Annotated in this window: 13 protein-coding genes; 6 read left to right on the top strand and 7 right to left on the bottom strand. The window is 62.4% G+C overall.

The features are described 5' to 3' along the window. The first annotated feature begins 635 nt into the window (after positions 1-635). A complete protein-coding gene (locus F2P45_RS19130; RefSeq protein ID WP_166878594.1) occupies positions 636-2,312 on the top strand; it encodes a methyl-accepting chemotaxis protein in 1,677 nt (558 codons plus the stop codon). A 76-nt stretch (positions 2,313-2,388) separates the two neighbouring features. Here F2P45_RS19130 and F2P45_RS19125 read toward each other — a convergent pair whose 3' ends face one another. Next, positions 2,389-3,471, bottom strand: coding sequence for a DNA-binding protein (locus tag F2P45_RS19125; protein WP_166878591.1), 1,083 nt, complete (start codon positions 3,469-3,471; stop codon positions 2,389-2,391). 420 nt (positions 3,472-3,891) lie between these two features. On the opposite strand from F2P45_RS19125, the gene F2P45_RS19120 reads away from it, so the two are divergent. The 5 genes from F2P45_RS19120 (at position 3,892) to F2P45_RS19100 (ending at position 11,147) form a co-directional block, all read left to right on the top strand. After that, positions 3,892-5,883 carry an LTA synthase family protein gene (locus F2P45_RS19120; protein WP_166878589.1) on the top strand — a complete coding sequence of 664 codons (1,992 nt, stop codon included), beginning with the start codon at positions 3,892-3,894 and terminating at the stop codon, positions 5,881-5,883. A gap of 195 nt (positions 5,884-6,078) precedes the next feature. Further along, positions 6,079-7,008 (top strand): site-specific integrase, encoded by a 930-nt coding sequence (locus F2P45_RS19115; protein ID WP_229505167.1) that lies wholly within the window; start codon positions 6,079-6,081, stop codon positions 7,006-7,008. Positions 7,009-7,136: 128 nt separating this feature from the next. Beyond that, entirely contained in the window at positions 7,137-9,182 is a 2,046-nt protein-coding gene (locus F2P45_RS19110) for a di-heme-cytochrome C peroxidase (protein WP_166878584.1), read from the top strand. Between the two features lie 101 nt (positions 9,183-9,283). Then, a complete protein-coding gene (locus F2P45_RS19105) occupies positions 9,284-9,859 on the top strand; it encodes a TerD family protein (RefSeq protein WP_166878581.1) in 576 nt (191 codons plus the stop codon). 175 nt (positions 9,860-10,034) lie between these two features. Beyond that, positions 10,035-11,147 carry an alpha/beta hydrolase gene (locus tag F2P45_RS19100; RefSeq protein WP_166878578.1) on the top strand — a complete coding sequence of 371 codons (1,113 nt, stop codon included), beginning with the start codon at positions 10,035-10,037 and terminating at the stop codon, positions 11,145-11,147. 37 nt (positions 11,148-11,184) lie between these two features. On the opposite strand, the gene F2P45_RS19095 is transcribed toward F2P45_RS19100, so the two are convergent. From F2P45_RS19095 to F2P45_RS19070, 6 genes are all read right to left on the bottom strand, one after another. Next, positions 11,185-12,492, bottom strand: a complete 1,308-nt coding sequence (locus tag F2P45_RS19095) for a hypothetical protein (protein WP_166878575.1) — start codon at positions 12,490-12,492, stop codon at positions 11,185-11,187. Between the two features lie 4 nt (positions 12,493-12,496). Then, positions 12,497-13,399 (bottom strand): hypothetical protein, encoded by a 903-nt coding sequence (locus F2P45_RS19090; RefSeq protein WP_166878573.1) that lies wholly within the window; start codon positions 13,397-13,399, stop codon positions 12,497-12,499. A 21-nt stretch (positions 13,400-13,420) separates the two neighbouring features. Next, positions 13,421-15,814: a hypothetical protein gene (locus F2P45_RS19085; protein ID WP_166878570.1), complete on the bottom strand. Its 2,394-nt coding sequence runs from the start codon at positions 15,812-15,814 to the stop codon at positions 13,421-13,423. A 253-nt stretch (positions 15,815-16,067) separates the two neighbouring features. Next, on the bottom strand, positions 16,068-16,961 hold the full coding sequence (locus F2P45_RS19080; RefSeq protein WP_223164787.1) for an SDR family NAD(P)-dependent oxidoreductase: 894 nt from the start codon (positions 16,959-16,961) through the stop codon (positions 16,068-16,070). Between the two features lie 164 nt (positions 16,962-17,125). Beyond that, complete coding sequence (locus tag F2P45_RS19075) at positions 17,126-18,514, bottom strand: adenylosuccinate synthetase (protein ID WP_166878567.1); 1,389 nt, start codon at positions 18,512-18,514, stop codon at positions 17,126-17,128. Positions 18,515-18,522: 8 nt separating this feature from the next. Further along, a complete protein-coding gene (locus F2P45_RS19070; RefSeq protein ID WP_166878564.1) occupies positions 18,523-19,500 on the bottom strand; it encodes a VWA domain-containing protein in 978 nt (325 codons plus the stop codon). Positions 19,501-19,506: the final 6 nt, after the last annotated feature.

Below are 19,506 nucleotides of genomic sequence, written 5' to 3'. Positions count from 1 at the left end.
CGCTGTGGAGTGAAGAGAATTACAAAGGGTCGGGGAGCCAATGCGATATGGTGAAAATCCCGCGTGCCCTATTTGAGCGCCTGACAGAAACCGTCTGCTACGCGAGATAGTTGGACAAAGTCGAGCTTAGGCACCGACGGCCATATCTTCGTGGCGCATCGAACTGGCCAGCGACTTAGTTATTCCGTTGTCGCTGACACGTTTCACTCCTTCGCAGCGAAAGCTCTGCTGACTTGCCCGAATGTACGTGATCGAGTCGAGGAACAACGTTTGCCGTCCGCGAACAGTTGACGGGCAGGGCGATTAAATCAACACCTGTTAGAAACCACTGGTTGCGCCAGGAAAACTGCTGGTATAACCTTCTTTCTGCCACCTTAATTTGCCGTTCTCCATTTGCTCCAAATTCGCACCGTAAACGCAACCCCATCCTTGTTGCGATTAGCCCTTGAATAGAGTGTCCATGGCACTTCTCATGGCCTGATCTGATCCTCTCCGGACTATTCCTAAAAATCGAATCGATACTGCTTCTGCACATCGTACTCTGTCGCCCTGAATATCGGACGACCAAGACAGACAGACTTGGCTGCGTAGCAAAAGACAACCCATCCGAATAGTTTTTAGTCAGGAAGCCAAGAATGAAAATGACAATCAAGGCACGCTTAAGCGGTGTCGTCGTCTTTCTCGCCCTATTGTCCATCGGCGTCGGGCTGTTGGGCCTGTACGGAATGAATAAGGCAAACGAAGGATTGAAGACCGTCTACGAGGATCGCACGGTGGCCCTGGAACAGGTCACGCGAATTGAGAGCTTATTGTTGCGGAACCGGCTGGCGTTGGCGCAGGCGCTACTGGACCCGATTGCATCTAACATCAAGGCCAAGTCTGATCTCATCGAAAAAAATGCCGAAGAGATCAACAAGACTTGGGGCGAGTACATGGCGACGTATCTGACGCCGGAAGAAAGTGTGCTGGCGAACAAATTTGCCGTAGACCGAACGAAAATGGTCAAGGAAGGGTTGTTTCCCGCAATCGGCGCCTTGCGAGAAGGAAAAATCGAGGATGCCAAACAGGTGCACGAGCAATTCCAAACCTTGCTTCCCGCTGTCAAAGAAGGCATCGACAGGCTACGCATGCTTCAGGTCGGCGAGGCAAAAAAGGAATATAGACAATCGGGCGGCCGTTATCTTGCATTGCGCAACAGCATGATTATTGCGATTGCATTAGGCATACTGTTAGCGGCGTTGGCTGGCTTTTTACTGATACGCAACATCTATCGCGACATTGGCGGTGAACCCGGCTACGCGGCACAGATCGTGCGAGGTATCGCTGCAGGCGACTTGACCGTTGCAGTTGCCACAAAGAAAAGCGACCATCACAGTCTGCTGAATGCGATGAAAGAAATGCAACTAAAATTGGCGCAAACGATCGGCGAAGTCAGGCAATCGAGCATCACCATCGCCACCGCGTCCTCCCAGATAGCCGCCGGGAACCTCAACCTGTCGTCGCGCACGGAACAACAGGCCAGCTCGCTCGAAGAGACTGCGTCGTCGATGGAAGAGCTCACCAGTACCGTGAAACAGAACGCCGACAATGCGCGCCAAGCGAATCAATTGGCTGTGTCCGCGTCCGAAGTTGCGTCAAAGGGCGGCGTGGTCGTTTCACAGGTGATCGACACCATGGGGGCAATTAACGCGTCGTCGAAAAAGATCGTCGACATCATCGGCGTGATCGACGGCATCGCATTTCAAACCAACATCCTGGCCTTGAACGCCGCTGTCGAGGCGGCCAGGGCAGGTGAACAGGGCCGAGGTTTCGCGGTAGTCGCCAGCGAAGTGCGCCACCTGGCGCAACGCTCGGCCGCCGCTGCCAAAGAAATCAAGACATTAATTGGTGACTCTGTCGAAAAAGTCGAGATTGGTGCCAAGCTGGTTGACCAGGCAGGATTGACCATGCACGCCATTGTCAGCAGCATTGAGAGCGTGACGGACATTATGGGTGCGATCACGGCAGCGAGCCAGGAGCAAACCTTAGGCATCGAGCAGATCAACCAAGCCATCTGTCAAATGGATGAGGTAACACAGCAAAATGCCGCGCTGGTCGAGGAGGCCGCCGCCGCCGCCGGGTCGCTGGAGGATCAAGCGAGCAATCTGGTACAAGAGGTCAGTGTGTTTAAGATCCCAAAGGAGCATCGCGCTGAACACGCGCCGATGCAGTCGGCAACGCCCCACACGGTGCGTCGTCCGGCGCCACATGCGCGTCATTTGAAACAAGTAGGAAATGCCGTGGTCGCCATCAACAACTGGGAAGAGGTCTGACAGCAGTCGAGGCTGCACGCCGTGGCAATCGTTGAACGCTCCCCCATGTTGAGATAGCCTCTGTCGCGGGCGGCGATCAGGGGCCGGGCTGGCTTGACGCGGGCGGCGCAAGGTCGCGCTGGCGGGCCAGTTCCCGCTCCTGGCGCAGCTCGGTTTCGAGCACCGTCAACTGGCGCAGCAGCGCCTGCTTTTCCTGCGTACCGGCCTGCGCTTCGCGTTCGGCCTGTTTCAATCGCAACGCCACGATTTCCGACTCGCGCGCCCTGACTGCCTGGGCAATCCTGCTTTCATTCAGTTGGGCCTGCATGGCGTCGTGCTGCGCCTGCAATTTGTCGAGCTGGGAAGAGAGGGTGGCCGCCTGGAATGCGGCGCGCTCGGCCCCGCTGCGTTCCCGGGCGGCGTCACCTTGCGCCGCTTCCGCCGCCTGATGCAGGCGGGCGTTTTCGCTGGTCGCCTGGGATAGCTGGCCGGCAAACTGCGCGGCCTGGCCTTTGTGGTGGAGCAACTGCTGGCGCAAGGTCACCAGTTCGCTGTCCACCAGCGCGGCGCGCTGCTCGAAACCCTGGCGCTCCTCGGCGCGCTGGGTGGCGGTGGCCTCGTGGTAATGGTCGAACTGGGCGCGCGCCTGGGTCAGCTGGGCGTTGAGGGCGGCCACTTCGGCCGCGCGGTCGGACAGGCGCTGCTGCAGGCCGGCCTGTTCGCTGCGGGCGCCGGCCAGGTCGACCGTCAACAGATGATTGGCCTGATGCATATGCGCGACGGTGGTGTTGGCGCTGGCCAGCTCGCTGTCGAGCGTATTGACGCGCTGCTCAAGCGCAGCCTGGTGCAAGCGCGATTTTTCAAGCTCATCGGCCAGCTGGCGCAGCCCGGCGGCGTGGGCGAGCTTTTCGACGTCCAGATCCTGCTGGAAATCGGTCTTGATCGACTCATACACCCCTTTGACGGCTTGCAACAGGCTCGGCGGCACGCCGGGACCGGCCGGAGAGGGCGTTTGCTGGTGCTCTTCCTTCCAGCGCTTGAGCATGGGCGCGATCGTGCTTTTGCTGCCCGTACCGCCAAGCGCTTCACGAACGGTATCGACCGTGGGATTCTTGTTATCGGCAGCGAGCCCGGCAGCGGCGGCTGCAACGTGGGAATAGAGGATGCCGGCACGTGCCATTTTGAGACTCCCGAATAAGATAACGTATTACGTGTTACGTAATATCATATCATATTACGCTAACCAGAAATTTAAGATCGCACTGTTGTTAGTCTCGATAAGAGATGTTATCGTGAGTTATTCGCCGCCCCGCCGTGATATGCTGTGTAATCGCCGTTACAAACCGCGTTTTGCCGCGTCCCGCCATGCCTGATGAATTCGTCCTCGTTCCAGGAGTGTCCGCCGGTGCCGAAACGCCCCTGCGTAACGCCGTTACGCCTTTGGATGCCGATTTGTGCGCCCCAGCCGCCTTCCTGCGACACCTCCATGAACCGACTCTGCGGGTTTTAACGAAAATTTAACGCAACATAGCGTATTGTTGCGGCGACCCGTTTTAGCCGCGCCTCGGGCGCCTGGCCAACTTACCCACAAAGAATAACAATGACAAGATTTGCGATTGCCCGGTTTTTTGAAAGCTACTCAAAATGGTTCGCGCATCGCTTTCGATGGACTGGGCAGTACCTGACGCTTGTTCACCTGCTACTGGCCGGCCTGGTGATACTGTCGGCGTCCCGGCTTGCGCTCGTGATCTGGCAATGGGACCGCGTGTCGGGCGCAGCGATTGTTGTCAGCACGTTCGTCCAGGGCATACGCGCCGACCTGATCTTGCTGGGATATTTGCTGCTCGTTCCCTTGGCACTCGCGCCACTGTCCGCTTTTCGACCCGTGCAAAAGTGGTGGAATAGCGGGACCGCATGGTGGGCTAGCGCCGCCTTGACCTTCATCGTCTTCATGGAGCTGGCCACCCCGCAATTCATCATGCAGTTCGACGTGCGGCCAAACCGCCTTTTCGTCGAATATCTGTCTTACCCCGCCGAGGTGTTTGCTACTCTTTGGAACGGCTTTCGGCTTGCAACGCTGTTGAGTTTGTTCGGGACAGTCGTGCTGGGATTTGTGTTGAACAGGGTATTCGTGGCCTCATCGGCACGCGCCACACCCTGGCCAGCCAAGCGCCTGCTGCTGAGTTGGCCGCTGGTCTTGTTGTTGGTGGCATTTCAAATACGCTCCACAACCGCGCACCGTCCGGCCAATCCGGCGATGTTCGCTCTCAGCGGTGACGCCCTGGTCAACTCATTGATCATCAATTCCCCGTGGTCGGTGCTTGATGCGGTCTATTCGCTACGCAAAGAAGCCAACTCGTCCGAGATTTACGGAAAATTCGCACGCGATCAGGTGTTTGCCCAAGTCAAGGCAGCGCCGTGGCTGAAAACCTACCAGTTCACGTCAAGCGAACTTCCAACGTTGCACCGGCAAACCCCGGTGCGGCAACGCGCGCGGCCGCTCAACCTGGTGATCGTGCTGGAAGAGAGTCTGGGTGCGACCTTTGTCGAATCGCTGGGCGGCGTGCCAGTGACGCCCGAACTCGAAAAGCTCAAGCAGGACGGCTGGTGGTTCGACAACCTGTATGCAACCGGCACCAGATCGGTGCGTGGCATCGAGGCGGTCGTCGCCGGCTACCCGCCCACCCCCGCGCGCAGCGTTGTCAAGCTATCGCTGGCTCAGCAAAATTTTTACACCCTCGCCTTGGGCTTGGGTAAGCAGGGATACCACACCGAATTCGTCTATGGCGGCGAAGCGCATTTCGATAACATGCGCAGCTTTTTCACCGGCAACGGGTTCCAGAAGGTGGTTGACCGGCGCGATATGCGCCCTCGCTTCGAAGGTAGCTGGGGTGCTTCCGACGAAGACCTGTTCGATAAGTCCTTGGAACGACTGCAGCAACTGCATACCCAGGGCAAGCCGTTTTTCAGCCTGATTTTTACCTCGTCGAACCATGAGCCGTTCGAGTTCCCGGATGGGAAGATCGCACTGCACGAACCGAACAAGCAGACAGTCAACAACGCCGTCAAATACGCCGACTATGCCTTGGGAAAATTTATCCGGGCGGCGAAAAAGGAGGCGTACTGGAAGGACACGCTGTTCCTGATCGTCGCTGACCACGACAATCGGGTCTACGGCGACTCCTTGGTCCCGATAAAGAAATTCCATATTCCCGGTCTGATTCTGGGCGCGGACATGAAGCAACAAAATATCACCACCATTGCCAGTCAGATCGATCTGGGGCCAACCCTGCTATCGTTGATGGGGGTGACCAGCGAACACCCGATGATCGGCCGCGATCTGGCGCTGGACAGCAGCACGCCCGGGCGAGCGCTGCTCCAGTTCGACAATTACTTCGCCTGGGTCGAGGATGGCGCAGCCACCATCCTGCGACCGGGCCAGCCAGCGCTTCTTGGGCAATATGACGCTGCCAAGGGCGACTTGCGGATCGGAACGGCCGCGCCAACGCCGGCGCAGGTCGACCGTGCAATGGCGCATGTCATGCTGCCGTCCTTGCTCTATCGTGAACAGCGCTACCGGCTCCCGCCCTGAACATGAACCAGTTCTTTGTTACGCTATGGCCGGTTTTCATGACCGTCCCGATTTCCAGGGCTGCCCCCGCAGCCTGTTTCCTGCTCGCCCCTGACACATCGCGTTTTCCCGCGTCTTGCCATGCCTGATGAATTGGTCTCAGTTCCAGCAGTGTCCGCCGGTGCCGTAACGCCCCCGCGTAACGCCGTTACGCCCTTGGATGCCGAGCTGAACGCGCAGCACCGCGCCTTCCTTGCCGCCGCAACCTCCGACAACACGCGCCGCGCCTACCGCTCGGCCATCAAGCATTACCTCACCTGGGGCGGCGTCTTGCCCGCCGACGAGCCGAGCATGATTCGCTACCTGCTGGCGTTTGCCGCGTCGCTCAATCCGCGCACCCTGGCGCTGCGCCTGACCGCGCTGTCCCAGTGGCACGTGCATCAGGGCTTTACCGATCCGGCGTCCACGCCCACGGTGCGCAAGACCCTGGCCGGTATTGCGCGCACCAACGGCAAGCCCAAAAAGAAAGCCAAGGCGCTGCCGCTCGAAGACCTCGAACGCATCGTCGGCCAGCTCGCCAGCCTGGCAACGCTCAAGGCCGCGCGCGACAACGCCTTGCTGCAAATCGGATTTTTCGGCGGCTTGCGCCGCAGCGAGCTGGTCGCCATTGAAGTAAGCCACCTCGGCTGGCAAACCGAAGGCCTGACCATCACCCTGCCGCGCTCGAAGACCGACCAGATGGGGGAGGGCATCGTCAAGGCGATTCCCTACGGCGACGGCGCCTGCTGCCCGGCCACTGCGCTGCGGCGCTGGCTGGCCGCCGCCGGCATTGCGGACGGCCCGCTGTTCCGTCCGATCAGCAAATGGGGCGAGGTGTCCGGCGCCGCCCTGCACGAAGGCAGCGTCAACACCATCCTCGAACAGTGCGCGCGCCTGGCCGGCCTCGATTACGTGCCCGACCTGTCCAGCCACAGCCTGCGGCGCGGCATGGCCACCAGCGCGCACCGCGCCGGCGCCAATTTCCGCGACATCAAACGGCAGGGCGGCTGGCGCCACGACGGCACGGTGCAAGGCTATATCGAAGAAGCCGGCCGCTTCGAAGACAACGCCGCCGGGACCTTGCTGCGCGCCACGCAGCGCAAGTGACGGTGTGCACATAGCGGGGAATATTTCAATCTGGTCGTTTCGACAGTATTGCAGCGCCCGTCTGCCGGGCGTACCATGAACAGGCACTCGCTCAGTATGCACACCAATCACGCTGGGGGTACTCGATCATGCTTCGCCGCTTACGCAAGCACTGGCTGCTTGCCATCGTCCTCCTTCTGATCCTGGTGCTGGTCCTGCCGCCGCTGATCGTGGCCCTGTTCCACCACCAGGACAAGTCCGACAACGACCCCGGGCGCGGCGCCGCCCTGGTCTCCGCCGACCTGTTCGGCGACAGCTTCACCAAAGTGGCCTATCTCGACCAGAACTGGAAGCCCGAGGACAGCCTGTGGTTCTACACCACGACCCAAGGATCGAACCTGCTGCCGTACGACTTTTTCATGGTGCTCGAACAGCCGGGCGCCACCAGCCTGTTCCGTGCGAACGAGCACATGAACCGCTTCCGCTACCTCCCGCAACGCGCCACGGCATCCAATCCGGACGCGCTGCCGGTCGGCTTCGTCAAGGACGGCTATCTGAAGAAGGACTATATCGGCCTGACCTGCGCCGCCTGCCACACGGCGCAGATCAATTACCGCGGCCTGGCGCTGCGCATCGACGGCGGACCGGGCGGCGCCGACATGGTGGGCTTCCTCACATCCCTGACCGCGTCGATGAAGGCGGTGCGCGACGAGCCGGCGGTGCAGCAGCGCTTCGTCAAGGAAGTGCTGGCGCGCGGCGCCTACGCCAGCGCGGCCGAGGTGATCGACGACATCCGCGTCTATACCCAGCGCCTGGTCAGCTACAACGTCATCAACCATAGCCCGACCGACTATGGCTACGCGCGCCTGGACGCGTTCGGCCGCATCTACAACCGCACCCTCGAACACCTGCTCAACCGCACCCAGCTCGAAGCGGTCCTGCGCAACAAATACACGCCTGCGCAGATCAGCGAGGCGCTGGCCGGGGTCGGCGCCACCCTCAGTTCGACCCAGCGCGACCAGGTCATCACGCGTCTGGCCAAGACCCAGGACGACATCGACTGGCTCCGGGGCGAGCTGTTCATCGACGCCGACGCCCCCGTCAGCTACCCCTTCCTGTGGGATGTGCCCCAGCACGACGTGGTCCAGTGGAACGGCTTGGGCAACAACGCCGGCCTCGGCCCGCTGGGCCGCAACGCCGGCGAGGTGATCGGCGTCTTTGGCACCCTCAACTGGCACGAAACCACCGACTATTCGCTCGGTTCGCTGCTGGCCGGGAAGGGTTTCAAACAACAGGCGCTGCGCTTCGACTCCTCGGTCAACGTGGAAAACCTGCGTCTGATCGAGAACCATCTCGCTTCGCTGCAATCGCCCCAGTGGCCGCGCGAGGTATTCGGCGCCGCCTCGATCGACCCGGCGCGGGTATTGCGCGGCGAGCGCCTGTTCAACCAGCACTGCGTCAGCTGCCACGCCAGCATCGAGCGCAGCTCGCCGGCGCGCCGCATCGTCGCCCACATGTCCGGGCTCGACGAAGTCGGCACCGATCCCGCCATGGCCGACAACAGCGTCAAGTACCTGGGCTACTCCGGCATCCTGCGCAATGAGTACGTTGGCGCCAACGTCGGCAATATCCTGCTCGACAAGAAAGCGCCGATTGCCGCGCTGCTGACCAAGGCCACCATGAACGTGCTCGAAACGCGCGATCCCGACAAGTCGTTCGTGCAGCGCTGGGCCGAATGGCTGAACAACATGTCCAAGGCCTACTCCAGCAACGAGATCAAGCCCTCCAACAAGCAGGGCAACTACACCATCGACACCACCATCGACCCGTACGCGTCCTTACGCGCCTACAAGGGTCGCGCGCTGAACGGCATCTGGGCCACCTCGCCGTACCTGCACAACGGCTCGGTGCCGACCTTGTACGACTTGCTGCTGCCTGCGCAATGCGCGGCCGGCGACAAACAGGCCGAATGCCGGCCGGCCAGCTTTCGCACCGGCTCGCGCGAATTCGATCCGGTCAAAGTGGGACTGAGGAGCGACGGCTACGACGGCTTCCTGTTCGACACCGCGCTTGCCGGCAACAGCAACGCCGGCCACGAATACGGCACCGTGGTCCGCGTCGACGGCGCGCAAACGCTGCAGCCGCTCACCAAAGACGAGCGCCTCGACCTGCTCGACTACCTGAAAGCGCAGTAAGCGGCGGCGCACCTTGACTTTTTTGCCAGCGCCTCCTGTCATGTGCGCGCACAGCCCCTATAATGACGGCTCGTGCAGTCATTAAAACAGGAGAATTGAAGATGGCAATTAGTCTGACCAAGGGTGGCAACGTCAACCTGAGCAAGGAAGCGCCCGGCCTGACGAAAATGGTAATCGGTCTGGGCTGGGATGCCCGCTCCACCAGCGGCGTCGAGTTCGACCTCGACGGCACCGTATTCATGCTGAAGTCCGACGGCAAAGTCCGCGCCGACACCGACATGATCTTCTACAACAACCTTAAATCGGTTGATGGCAGCGTGGTTCACTCCGGCGACAACCGTACCGGCGACGGCGACGGCGACGACGAGAGCCTCACTGTCGATCTGAGCCGCGTACCGGCCGATGTCGAAAAAATTTCGGTCTGCGTCACCATTCACGACGCACCGGCGCGCAAGCAAAACTTCGGCATGGTGTCGAACGCCTTCATCCGCTGCGTCAACGCCGCGAACGATAGCGAAATCGCGCGTTTCGATCTGTCCGAAGACGGCTCGACCGAAGCGGCCATGATTTTCGGCGAAATCTACCGTCATTCCGGCGACTGGAAATTCCGCGCGGTTGGCCAGGGCTTCAACGGCGGCCTCGGCCCACTGGCATCGTCCTTCGGCGTCAACGTGTAAGGACCTCGGCGGCGGTGCTGCGCATCGCCAAACCGACTGCATCCGCCGGCATCGCGTCGGCGGATGCCGATCTTCCGGCCTTGTCGAACTCGTGCCGTTAACTGTCCTGATTCCTTTTCCGGGCAAAGCCAGGCAACTCCTGCGCAGTCGCCAACACCCGCTTAACAGGCCCTCCATGAAACGTGCTGTCGCGCTGATCGTCGTCTCCTTGCTGCTGGCATCGTGCGCCATGCCTGAGTCGCACCGGCCGCCGCCAATCCCGGAAGTCAAGGCCGCCTATACCGACAAGGAAGTCAAGTACCCGGTTCTTTATGGAACCTCGCGCATGCCCAATAGCGCAAGAACGGCTTACCTGGACCAGCGCGCCGCCGGCGTGCATTACGGCCGGGTGATCGTCACCATTCCGAAGGGGCGAATGACTGGTTCCCTGGGTGAGAACGGCATTTTTTCCACGCGGGATACGCGCCTGGCCATTGCCCAGGGCAATATCGAAGTCCACAGCCAGGGCAGTTTCATGGCGCTCGCCAAAAGCCAGCTGGGCGCTGCCGCCAATCCGGAAAGCGGCTACCTGCTGGTTTTCATCCACGGCTACAACAATTCGTTCGAAGACGCCGCGCTCAGGGCCGCGCAACTCGGTTTCGACCTGAATGTCCCACCGAATAACATGATGTTTTTTTCGTGGGCCGCCAACAAGAATTATCGTAAATATACGCACGATGAAGCCACCGCCGACGCCAGCGAGATTCACCTCGAAGCGTTTTTGAAAACGGTGCGCGCGACGGCGGGCGGGAGAAAAGTGCACATCATCGCGCACAGCATGGGCAATCGCCCGCTGCTGCGCGTCATCTCGCGCATGCAGGTACTTCCCGGCGAAAAGAAGCCGTTCGGCCAGATCATCCTCGCCGCACCCGATGTCGACCGCGACGTCTTTATACACTACGGGCAGAATTACCTCAAAGTCGCCGAGCGCACCACCGTGTATTTATCGCCGTTCGACTTTGCCATGCAACTATCGCAGGACGTGCATTTTTACCCGCGCGTCGGCTGCGGCAACAAACCGCAGGCTGAAGTCAAGGACATCGACAGCATCGTCTCCTTCATTCCCGAAGATTTTCCAGCGCATACCTACGTTGCATCGACCTTGCCGCTGCTGAACGACGTAAAGAACCTGTTCGTCAACGGAAAGCCGGCGCGCCAGGGCGCCGCCTGGAAAGCCTACCCAACTTACTGGACGGTCGGCCAGACGCAACTGCCGCCGCGCAGCAGTTGCAGCGCCTTGCCCGGCTGACGCGCGGCCAAGATCGAGCGCCGTCGGCCAGGGTGACTCACACGCTCCTGTCGGGTTTGAGGTGCTTGTACCCGCGCTGCGCGCTGCCGTCGTTGCAGTTGGTGGTGGTGGTGAGGGCGCGGTCGATGATGTGGGTAGCGTCGAGCGTCGGGCAGTAGGCGATCTCCTTGCTGTATGCCCTGATCGTCACCTTGAAGAGGCCCTTCAAGTCCTGCATCAGCGGCAGGGCGGTGCCGCTCGCGCTGTTACACGCAATCAGGAAAATCTCGGCATCCGGCGCGAAGCGGTCGCGCAGCGACTGCACCAGCGCTTCGCCATTATCGAGGTACAGGCCCGGATTGTTGGCCATCTGTACCGCAGCCACATCGATCGGACCCTGCAGGTCCGGTCCCGCGGATGGATGCGTGGCCAGCTTCACCGCGCCCGTCTTGTCGACGCTGCCCGAGAGCGCGATCAGGCCGGGATTGCCGTGGGTGATGATATTGACGCGCTTGACGGACTGCGCCGGGCGAAAGGCCGAGGTCTTCGGCTTGGACGGATTGACGAACAGAATGGCCCCCAGCATCTCCATGAAGCCGGATACCTCGAAGATCGCCTTGCCCGGCTGCGGCGTATCCACCACCGCCACGGCGAGAAAATCCTTGAGCGCGGGCGCCCATTGCCCCGCCTTGGCCTGGTCGCGTTCGAACTGCGCAGTCTGGGTGGCGAACTCGCTGGTGAAGCTGGCGACGAAAGTGAGCTCGGCCAGCGCGCTCGGCTGGCGCGCCTTCGCGGCAGGGGAGGCAAGCAGCATGGGCGCCCGGCGCCCGAATTGCTTGACCACCGGGTCGCGCGCCTCGGCTTCCATGCGCGCGAAGCCGCTGTCGTCGAACTCGGAATCGAGCAGCCGGTTAAGGAACAGATAGGTTTCGTCGCAGACGCGATGCACAGTGCCCATCTCGACCAGCTCCGGCTCGGCCAGGTAGCGTGCCGGAAAACGGGCGTCGTCCAGGCCTCGCAGCAGATAAACTGCGAGCGCTTCGAGCCAGGATAGCCGCTCGCGCGGCGTCATGCCGATCAGGTGTGCCCACAGGACGTTGAGGATCTCGAAACGCGCGGTGGGATCGTCCACCTCGTAGCCGCGGGCGATGGTGAGCAGGGCCCGCTCGTCGAACATGGTCAGCAGGCGCCGCGCGTTCGCCACCAGCGGCGCCTGGCCGCTCGCCAGGAACGGCAGTACCGATTCAGCCCATTCAGGATGCGACTGCAGCAGCTCGCCCAGCACGGTTTCCTCGCGCTCGATGGCTTCCGCCTCGCCACGGATCAACTGCTCGACATGGACGCTGGGAGTTTGACTTTGTACCATATGCTCACTTTTCCAGGCTGATGAAGCCGGCGCCCGACATGCCGTTCATTTTGATCAATATGGCTTTCGCGCTGGTGGCCACCTTGGTGCCGGCCAGCACCGCTTTGAGGAAGGTCAAGGTGGTGTTGGCGCTGCACACTTCCGCCGTCACGTAGAACACGCAGTGCGACTTGGCAGCCGCCTTTTGCCTGCGTAGCGCGGCCAAAAAATGACGCTTGCTCGAGCACGAGTTCATGAACAGCACTTCGCAGGCCAGCTTGCTTTTGCGCAGGTCTGCATCGCCCACCGCGACCAGTGTATCGAATTCGCGATCGTGCGCGCGGCTTCGCCAGAAATGGCGCTTCGCCAGGGGCGTCTCGCCACGGCAGTTGACCTGCGCCGCCACCTTGGGGACGCAGGCCGACAGCAGGCGCCACGCATTGCGCGTTCCGCACTTTGTCCCGGCCCCGATCGCCCGCTCGAGGATCTTGTTCATGTCCTTCGAGGCGAACACGCCTTTGGATGAGGACGGCAATTTGAACTCGGTCGGGTTGGTGCCATGGTGCATGATGTCACCGATGCAATCGATCTCGGCAAAATCGTAGCCCATGCGGAAATTGTCCGCCCAGGGATTGACGGCATACGCGGACTTGCCCGGGCACCTGGGCAAGCCGGATGGGCCGAACACCGGCCCTTGGCCGATGCGCGAGTGGCCATCGTAGATGACGACCGCGTGCGGCTTGTTCAGGGCTGCGGCGAATCCGGCCTTGGTGTAGGTCAGATGAATGTTGTGGCTGGGCGAGGTCTGCGGATACGTCCACTTGTCCGTACCCGCCGAGGTCGCCTGCGCGTTCAGGAAGGCGAGCAGATCCTTGTGGATGCTCGCGTCGCGCAGCTCGCAGCCGTAGGCGACGATGATGTCCGTCATCGCATTGTCCCTCCGGCACGCTCAGACAAGCTTCAGCTCGTCATAGACGAAACCTTCGGTCGGCACCGTCACCTCGTACTCCTGCACCACCGGGTAGACGTTCTCGGGCTTGAGCGGCCCGGTGGGGTCGCCGGATTCGTCGCCGATGGTCGAGTCGACCGTCACATAGTCGGCGCCGTTGATGCCCAGCCTTTCTTCCTGGCCGCGGTACTGTTCCACTTGCCCCAGCAGGTCGCTCAGGGGCCCGCTGTGGATATCGTAGCCGTCCCCGCCCTCGATATGCTTGGACAGCCACTCGATCGCCTCGCGCTCCCGGCCAGGGTAGATCGGCAGGCAGACCCGCACCCAGGGGCTGTTGATGAACTCGTTGCGCCGGTCATCGCCGTCGAGCTGGATCATCCAGCCCAGCGAGCTACCCAGCGGGGCCGGCTCCGATTCCGCCGTGATTTCGTAGGCGGGGCGCTCAAGGCCGGTGGCGACGGGTGTATAGCGCGGTTTCCACCACGAGGGATGGGTGTAGGTAAACATGGCCTCGATGTCGAAAAAGCGGTGGAAGAACTCGATCTCCAGCGGGCTCGGATCCTGCCCCTGATTGCTGTGCGCGAACAGATGCGACACCATCCGGTTCATCACTTCGTACCGCTCTTCCTTGCGCAGGTCCGCCGCCGGGCGCGCCTTGATCTTGCTGCGTTCGGTGATCAGCGCCTTTTCGCGGGCGAACTTCGCGCTCAGCTGTTCTTCGGAGATCGCCGCTACCGCTTCCTGCCGCTTCTTTTCCCATGCGGCCATGACAGCATCGGCCGGTTCCCAGGCATAGGTGTAGCTGATGCTCACGCTCGCACTGTCGCCTGGCAGGATCGCGATGTGCTTGGTAAATTTGCTTCCGGCCGCATCCCAACCCGGGCCCCACTGGTTGTCGTTCCTGGGCGAGGGCGCAAGGTCGTCCTTGCCGCCGCCTTCCAGGTCGGTGATCGAATCGATACTGACCGAGGTCACCTTGCGGTCCGCGCCCGGCTGCACCACCAGGGTCACGTAATAGGTCGGCCCGAACTTGAGGCTGGAGCTGGTGGAGCCGGTATCGGTCCCACCGATCGGACGCGGCGACAAGCCGGGCGGTTCATTCGGCACGGTGATCGGGCCCGATTCCCGGAAGTGCACGAATTTGCTGCGCGCCAGCCCCTTGCCCGGGGTTCTCACATACAGTTGCCACACCAGGCGCGGCCCGAGGTCCTGCACCTTCACGCGCACCCGCCGCAGCACGCGGCGCAGGCCGTAGCTGACCGGCGCCGCACTGTCGTTGCGGATGATGCGGCGCGTGAGGTTGGTCGTGGTCAGTTCATCCACGTCGCGCGTGGTCAGCTTGAAGGTCTTGGTGATGCGTTCGGCGGCGCGCGTGGTCACTTCCTTGAGCCGGCGCGAGGTCTGCTCGCGGCTGCGCTGGCCGGCGTTCTTGAAGCTGGCCGAGACCGAGGCGCTGGCCTGCCACACGCCAATCGAGCCCGAGGTGCTCGCCGACATCGCCGCCGAGGTGTCGCGCTGGATCATGCTCGACACCTTGTCCGACACCTCGTCGGTGTTCTTGACCTCGGTGGCCGCTTCGCTCACCTGCTCCAGTCCCATTTCCAGCAACTCCTCGTGGATCTGCTTGCGCACGGTCTCGTAGACCACCTCCAGCGTTTCGAGCGGCGCCACGGTGAAGGCCTGCTCGATCGGACCGAAACCCTCGTCGGCGTTGAAATACAGCTGGCGATAAAAATGCGCGATGCCGATGGGCGAGAGCGCCTCCTCGATCTTGAACTCGGGGAAAAAATTGTAGAGCCCGATATCCTTCAGGTGCTTGTTCAAGAGCGCGCCCAACTGGCCGGGCTCGGCTTCGCGGGCGGCGACCATCATGTTCTCGTACACGCGGCTCTGCGCCCCTTTCAGGTCGAAGCCCAGGTCGCGCGTTTCGGCCAGGCCGGAAACGAAGGTCGGGATGTCCTCGGCATCGGCGGCGCTCTCCTGACGCCGTTTTTGCGCCTCCGTCACCTGCATCGTCATTCCGTTGGGGTGGATAATGCCTCGATACAGTACGGCCCTGGGAAAACCGGTGATATCGAGCTTCGCGACGCCGGCGACCTCATCGTCCTGGAGGTACGCGGCTTGCCCCGCGCGCGCGTTCTTGAGGATATCGGACAGCACGCTCTCGGCGGGAAGGCGCCTGGCGCGGATGGCCGATTGCACGCTGGCGACCTGGATCGCCGTCGACACCCCCGAGGCCCGGGTCATCACGTCCGCCCGCGCCATGCGCTTGGCAACCGTGCCGGCGACGGTCCGCAAGGTCCATCCGGAAATCCAGCGCAGGATCAGCGGCTCGTAGGTTGCTACCACCATGGTGGCGTAGGCTTCTTTGAACTTGCCCAGTTCGGTCGTCATGCCGGTTTCTCCTTGTCAGCTTGTTGCGTCTTGCGCGCTGCTTCAATGCCGCTTTGCGCCACGTGAAATCTGGAACAGCGAGGTCGAGCACAAGCAAGCGTGCGCTGGCACCGGGGACGATTGCCTTATGTGCAACTAAATAGTTGAACAACTATAACGCGGCGTCATACGACTGCGCTGTTGATTGGTACTTGTTTGATATGGCGCAATGTCTTTCCAGATGGGATTGACATCCTGGCGGTGCCCGCGCCGCTCAGCAGTGCTGCCAGAACTTTTCGTTCCAGGGCCGAAAATCCATTTCGCTGGTCCACGCGCTGCGCGGCTGGCGATGCAGGCCGAACACCGCGTCGGCCAGATGGCGCGGTTCCGCCTGCGTGTAGCCGGCCTCGAACACATCCGAATCCTTCACGTCCGCATCGATCACCACGTGCGCCACATGGATCCCCGAGGGCCACACTTCGCGTGCCAGCACCTGCGCCAGTGCGCGCAGGCCGAATTTGCCGACCGCCAGGTTTAGATGGTCTTCACGTCCGATCAATGACGAGGTCGACCCGGTGAGGATGATGCTGCCGCGTTCCAGGGGCACCATCATGCGGGCTGCCGCGCGCGCCACGATAAAGCCGCCCAGGCAGTTCTGGCGCCAGCTTTCTTCGAAGGCCGGCACTTCGGTATCGAGCACCGTGCCGGGGCAAAACCCCTGCACCGCATACACCACCAGATGCGGCGCGCCCAGTTCCTCGGTGACCGTGGCCAGCAAAGCGGCCACCGAACGTTCGTCGGTGGCGTCGCAGCCGTAGGCGTTGACCTGTCCACCGCCGGCGCCGAGTTCGTCCACCAGGTCGTCGAGCCGCTCGGCGTTGCGCGACGCCAGCGCCACCCGCATGCCGGATGCGGCGAAGCGGCGCGCCAGTTCGAAACCATACCCCGGACCGACACCGACGATCAGCGCCGTTTCAGTCGACGCATCGCGTTCGCTTTCGCAGGCACCGCGGGGCGTCAGTGCGCTGTCCGGCGCCGTGACAGGGGTTGCGCAATCGAGCTTGAGGCGCTGCTGCTGGCGACGGCGGTTGTTCGACACCGGCACGCGGCGGCCGAAACGGTAGAACAGCGAGACCGGCCCGACCGAGAACTGTCGCCAGCTTTTCAAACTTCTCCACAGCCGCATCATTGGAACGGCAAACATCGCCGGCCTCACTTCGGGTAGATTGGTAGACAAGATGGCGCCTTTGCTTGAAGGAAAAGCCCAAACCTCGGGTTTGTGTTTTCAACAATACAAGCAAATTAACTTGATTTCAATAAATGAATGTATTTTTATAACGTCGAGTGCGGTTTTGACAACGGTTTCAACATCTGTACCGTGGCGTATGTCGGCCCGTGCGATCCGAACAAAACCGGCAATCCGGCCAACGCTTCGATTTGCGCCACGAAAGCGGCGGCATCGGGCACCGGCTCGCCCGCATAGTGCGGCGTAGCGCGCGCCAGCAGGCGACCGAGCCGCTCCTGGTGCGCCAGGTCTTGCGCCGCACCCGGCACGAGCGACTCGATCCGCCCCGAGATCAGGTCGCGCGTGCACAAGTCCTCGTCCGCGGAATCGTCTTCGTACCATGCGCACCAGCGCAGTCCCGGTTCGCGCTCGAACACATCGAGATGGCTCACCAGCAGGCCGTCGAGCGGCCCCGCAGCCTGCAGCGCGTAGCGCAGCAACAGCGCGTCCGGATGCCCGCGCCGGAAGCGCCCTTGCCAGCCGTCCGACGCATTGTGCGGTTCGGGCAGGTGATCGAGCCGCGCATCGTGCGTCGGCAGCGGCCCGTTTCCATGGCGCGTCATGTACGCGCGCAGGATGCCCAGGTGTTCGATCCGCGCATGCGGTCCGGCGTCGGCCGCCACCGCCTCTACCGACGCCGGATGAATGCTGCTCCACGTCGTATGCGGATGAAAACCGCGCCATTCATCGAGCAGCACGCCCTGCGCCCCTTCGAACAGCACGCAGCCGGGCAGGTGCAGCCGGGCCGACACCTGCGCGCGCGCGGCCGGCGGCACCTGGCGCGTCAGCTGCGCCACCTGGTCCAGCCAGCGCGACGCCATGCTTGCATCGTCCAGTACCGCCAATTCGGCGGCATAGGCGTCCTGCTTGGCCCGCTCCGCGCAACGCCCGCTGAAACCGGCCCGCAGCGTACGCCGCATCAGTTCCAGTTTTGCCAGCGCCAGCGCCGGCTGCGCCAGGTCCGCGTAACGGACGATCTGGTCGGGGTGATCGATGCCGTGGCCGGCCGTCTCGCCCACGCCGACGCCGCAACTGCCGTGCGCCTGCGCCCCGCGCTGCAATTCACGCATGCGGCCCGCAGCCTGATGAAACGGCGTGGTGACCCGGCAGCGCCCGTCGATCAGGATGCGCAGCAGGGCATCGTCCACGCCTGCGCGGCGCAGGTACGCGTCTTCCACCAGCAGCGCGGTCGGATGCACGATCACCGGGAAAGCGAGCAGGGTGACCGTACCCGGCACGAAGCTGCCCGCGCCGAACTGCGCGAAGGTGTGATGGCGCCCGTCGGGCAGCACCACATTGTGGCCGGCCTGGGCGCCGCCATTGAAACGCACCACCGTATGCGCGTCCCATTGACGGCACAGGTAATCGGTAAACAGGCCCTTGCCGCAATCGCCAAAGCCAAGACCCAGCAGGGACACCAGACGGGTAGAAGACATGGGCATCCTTATGCGAACATGCGCTTCCACCAGGCCGACGGCGTTGCCGGCGTGCCCGCCGCCGGCACATGCACGCGGGAGGCGGCGTCCGGATCGAGCAGGTCGGCATACGGACGCAGTGCGCGCACGATGGCCGACACGCGCTGCGGGGCGATGGCGTTGGCGCCCAGCGTGGACACCAGCGCATCCATGTCGGGAATGGCGCGCTCGGTCAGGCCGACGATGGCGGCGGCCACCGCGCAGGCGTCGCCCGGCTCCTCCATGCAGATCACATGGTCGCCCAGCAGCTCGCGCCAGCGCTTTTCGCAGCGGCCGCGCCGGCCCAGGTCGGGAATCAGGAAAAACACGTGATACGTTTCGGACGCCGCCGCAATCGCTTCGGCGATCGGCACGTCTTCATCGAGCGTATCGCCCACCAGGCTGCCGATCTGGTGGCGCGACACTGCCGGGTAAGGCAGCTCGTCGCCGGTGATGAACAGATAGCCCTTTTTGCGCCGCTTGAGCCAGCAATCCATGTCGGTGTGCTGCGCCACCATGTAGAACGCCAGCTCGTAGCTTTCTTCGCCGCTGCCACCGCCGCCGCCTTCCAGGTAGCTCCACGTCAGCCACTGGTCCATCAGCTCCGCAGTCGACTCGAACTGGCCGACCTGCAACGGCGCCCGGTCGGACGTGGCGTCGCCGATGGCCATGAACAGCAGTTGCGGATCGGCGACGCCGACCGCGCCCAGCAGCGCCATGAAGGTCGGCAGCTCCCTGGTGGCCAGGCTTTGCGGAATGTCGCCCATGGAGCCGGTGACGTCGAGCGCGAACACGATGCCAAGGGAGTTGGGATGGTCGACGCTGTCGCGCGACTCGCGGATTTTCAGGCCGTTGGGATTCATCAGCGCATGGCATCCGCGCTGGGTGAACACTTCGGTGCGGGATGCCGACGCGCGGTCGGCGACCAGTGCTGCGTGCGCAGCGTGGGAGTAATTACCTTGACCCATGATGGT

This window comes from Massilia mucilaginosa, from assembly GCF_011682145.1.
In the GTDB taxonomy this organism is placed as follows: domain Bacteria; phylum Pseudomonadota; class Gammaproteobacteria; order Burkholderiales; family Burkholderiaceae_D; genus Telluria_A; species Telluria_A mucilaginosa.
The sequence above is the reverse complement of the archived record's forward strand: the minus strand, read 5'-3'. Positions and strand labels throughout refer to the sequence as shown.